At 38.7% G+C, this 3806-nt stretch carries 4 protein-coding genes; 1 reads left to right on the forward strand and 3 read right to left on the reverse strand.

What is annotated here, in order from left to right:
* Window positions 1-160 precede the first annotated feature (160 nt).
* From H5R64_RS02635 to H5R64_RS02645, 3 genes are all read right to left on the reverse strand, one after another.
* Window positions 161-661, reverse strand: a complete 501-nt coding sequence (locus tag H5R64_RS02635) for a helix-turn-helix domain-containing protein (protein WP_182582717.1) — start codon at window positions 659-661, stop codon at window positions 161-163.
* Between the two features lie 127 nt (window positions 662-788).
* Window positions 789-2180, reverse strand: a complete 1392-nt coding sequence (locus tag H5R64_RS02640; protein WP_182582719.1) for an MFS transporter — start codon at window positions 2178-2180, stop codon at window positions 789-791.
* 82 nt (window positions 2181-2262) lie between these two features.
* Complete coding sequence (locus H5R64_RS02645) at window positions 2263-2619, reverse strand: hypothetical protein (protein ID WP_182580919.1); 357 nt, start codon at window positions 2617-2619, stop codon at window positions 2263-2265.
* Window positions 2620-2831: 212 nt separating this feature from the next.
* On the opposite strand from H5R64_RS02645, the gene H5R64_RS02650 reads away from it, so the two are divergent.
* Window positions 2832-3806, forward strand: a 975-nt coding sequence (locus H5R64_RS02650) for a transposase (protein WP_182582721.1), incomplete at its 3' end; no start/stop codon positions are given.

The raw sequence follows: 3806 nt of genomic DNA on the forward strand, positions 1-3806 counted from the left end.
ACTAGCCGTGGTAAATAGCAAAGTTCTGTAAGTTAGGTATTGTGAATACACATGTAATATCCTAAATACTACTTTGTGTTCCCAGAAACCACCGACTTTAGTCGGTGTGTAGTTCATTCACTTATTGAAAAAAATAAAGAAATTAGCTTATGAAATTTAATTATTGATTTTTATCTATCCGGTTAACTGTTAATGGATACTTTGCATCCAATTTCGGAGTAAGCTTACGCAATTCAAACCACTTCTTTAAGGGACCAAATAACATCCAACCACCAATCCAAATAACTCCAATAATCGAAGAAACAGCATCATCATGAATTAACGGGAAACAGCACCCCCAAAGCATCATTACAATAATGTAGCAAGTATTATAGATCCACTTAAAATTCTTAAATTCTTCATGACGTTGGTACAATTGTGATTGAAGTTGTTCGTCTGCTGATTGAATTTTTTCCTGTTGCTTAGCTGAATCCGTTCGGGGGAAAAGATCACCGACTTCAACCCCCAACGCTCCTGCTACTAGGTTAAGGGTTGAAATACTAGCATCTTCTCCGGCTTCTAACCGTTGAATTGTCCGCACTGAAACTTTGGCCTTTTCAGCTAATTGTTCTTGTGAAAGGTGGTTTGCTATCCGAAATGCTTTGATATTACTTTTAATCATTTTAATACCTTCTTATTTTGTTTTGTTTCTAGAATAGCAATTTCTGCCTCTTTTAACCACGACATTTAGCCGACAGAAGCCCGTCAATAAGGTGACAAGGTATATCATTTCCCGGGCAATAAATTTTTTAGTGTTTTATCTTATTTGGCGAAACAAAAAGAAGTGTAAGAATCAGGTTGAAAATAATTAAGAGCGTTAATACATAGAAGGTCCAACGAGCACCAATTGCAGTTGTCTGTTGTAACTCCAGCTGGCGATTACTTTGACTAATCGCCATCAGGGTACCGGCAAGAGCTGTCCCGATTGCTCCTGAGAACTGTTGTAAGGTATTATAAATTGCATTTCCTTGAGAATGCTCACTAGCGGGTAAAGAGGTCAGTCCACTAGTCATTAAGCTACTAAAGCACATTCCGTAGCCACCATAGTACAAGGCATAAAGAAAAATAATTGCAAAATTAGAAAGGTGGGTCCCAAAAAAACTCATCATTACCGTACCAGCTAAACTAGCAATGACCCCCATCATAATTGGCAGACAAGCACCTTTTTTATCCAAGAGTTTTCCTGCTAGGGCTGCCATTAAAGCATCGACAATCGCTCCTGGTAACATAATCCAACCAGCAAGTGATACTGAACCGTGATTTACAGTTTGGACATATATTGGGAAAATGAAACCTAATGCTAACGTACTAATCTTGGCAAAACAATAGCATAGTAATTGAATACTGAAAGAACTATTTTTGAATAATCGTGGACTAATAAGTGCCGCCTGATCATTCCACGAGATTTTTAACCATAAAATTAAACAGACTATTCCTAGTCCCAGAAAGCCAAGAACTTGGTAGGACAAGAAGTGGTGGTTAGCGACATTAGTAAAGCCAAGCATTAATAGGACAAGACTAACCGCAATTGCTAACCACTGCTTGTATTTAAACCGAACCCTTTGTAATTTATTAATCTGGGTAATGGACCATCCACCAGTGCAGATACCGATAGCAGCAAGAAAAATGGAAACAATAAAGATCCACCGCCAATTCAATAGATCAGTCACAATCCCACCAAATACTGGACCTAAGGCCACCGCTGCTGCCGTGATCATTGTACCGATCCCCATCATAAAGCCCAGATGATCCTTAGGAACCCGAGCAAGAATAATATTATACATTAAAGGCAACCCAATTCCGGTCCCAATTCCTTGAAAAGCGCGACCAACTAATAAGAGATCAAACCGTGGTGTAAAAACATCAATAATTAATCCGAACAAAAAGAATAGCATTCCGGCAATAAAAATCCGTTTAGTAGAAAAGCGCAAACTAATTTGGGAGCTAATTGGAACAATCGTGGCAATCACAAGTAAAACCAGAGTATTAACCCATTGAACCTGATCAGTTGTAATTCTAAACTCCTTAATTAGGATAGGAAAAGTAACCGTTGTCGCCGTCTCATCAAGGATTCCTAGAAATGATAGCATCCCCGCAGATAAAATTGCGGTGATTAATCGTGGCGTAATCTTTTTCTCCATTATAAATTCCTCATTTCAATACTTTATAGTAAAAAAAGAGATGACTAATATAAATCACAGCCACCCCTTTTTGAAATTGTTTCTATACATTCTCGCCAATCTTAACGTGCCAGATAAAGAAGCTGATACCAACTACCAGGCTAATTACTGCGTATAGGAACATCCAACTATTGAAGAAACCACCAGCAATGCCAATAATTCCACCAATAATTAATAAAATAAGATTGGTAATATCACCGCCAAGGAAAGGATTATTTTCTTGGACAATATAAACTACCCCTGCGCCAATAAATAATCCAGATAAAATAATTTCTAAAGTAGCGTAGATGTAATTCGAACTAGTCCAGATCCCTAGAATACCGTTTACAATTGCATCAACTAATAACCATGTAGCTAATACTAATAGCAAAATACCAACAACTAATTTAGCAATTTTCATTGTAAGTCTCCTTTCAAAACATAGCTACTCCTATTATCAAGTTATTGGAGGAAAAATTCAAAGGATATTACTTGGAAGGTTGGAAAGTATAAAGGTTCTACAATTTTAAGTACTGATGAATTTAACATCGGTACTTATTTTTGTTTAAATTTAAAATAAAAAACGAAAGATGGCTCAGAACCCCGTCTTCGTTTAAGAAAGGACCATCTTTCATGAATTATTCTACCAAAATTGCTTTAGGAATTAAAGATTCTCACCTTGAATTGGATACAGCACATTTTAAAGATGCGATTGAAGATCAAGGCAACCAGATAATTGTTCACCTTGTCCAGTCTTATCCCTTACATTGCCCACGTTGCGGTCAATTAATGCTCAAGAATGGCTTTAAGCTGGTCAAAATATTGGGCCCCAGCTTGCACTATGAGCCGACCATTTGGTCAATTCGTAAACAAAAATACCTTTGTAAGCCATCACCGGACTGTCCACAAACGATTACCAAGGTGGCCAGAGTTAAAGACGTTAAGTATCGCCACCATATCAGTCAGGCCATTAACCTGCGAATTATGATGCAGCTAACCGCTAATGAATCGCAAACTGATATTGCTAAGGAACTCGGTATCTCTGATTGGACGGTCAGACGAGTGATCTTGAACCTCGACCAATCCTTCAAGCCTAACTACCACTGGCTACCACGACACATCGCTTTTGATGACTTTAAGTCTGGTCGCTTTGCGCCCAGTGGCATGAGTATGCTCTTAATGAACATTGAAAATCACCGCACTTTAGACATTATTTTGTCACGACGAAGTCGCTACTTACGTAATTACTTTCTGCGTTACGACCACTCGGCTCGTTTAGCAGTTCAGACCGTTACGGTTGACCTGTACACACCTTACCGTCATCTTATTCATGAATTGTTTCCGCATGCCATTATCATTGCCGACCACTTTCACGTGGTCGCACAAGCGTATCGGGCCTTGAATCAAATTCGTATCAAGGCTATGAATAGCGCCGGGAAAGGAACCCATCAGTGGCGAGCCCTTAAACACTTCTGGAAACTAATTTTAACCCCGGCAGGACTGCTTAAATATGATAACTATTGGTCACGACGCAATTTTGGTTACGCTCAACTTACCGACGTTGAAGTGGTCCATCGCTTACTATCTTTCAATGAGGATTTAAGTCAA

This window comes from Limosilactobacillus fastidiosus, assembly GCF_014145505.1.
Classification (GTDB): domain Bacteria; phylum Bacillota; class Bacilli; order Lactobacillales; family Lactobacillaceae; genus Limosilactobacillus; species Limosilactobacillus fastidiosus.

What these genes read in the sequence shown, in the direction of transcription:
- H5R64_RS02635 (WP_182582717.1), bottom strand. Translation starts at nt 661, where the DNA reads ATGATTAAAAGTAATATCAAAGCATTTCGGATAGCAAACCACCTTTCA.
- H5R64_RS02645 (WP_182580919.1), bottom strand. Translation starts at nt 2,619, where the DNA reads ATGAAAATTGCTAAATTAGTTGTTGGTATTTTGCTATTAGTATTAGCT.
- H5R64_RS02640 (WP_182582719.1), bottom strand. Translation starts at nt 2,180, where the DNA reads ATGGAGAAAAAGATTACGCCACGATTAATCACCGCAATTTTATCTGCG.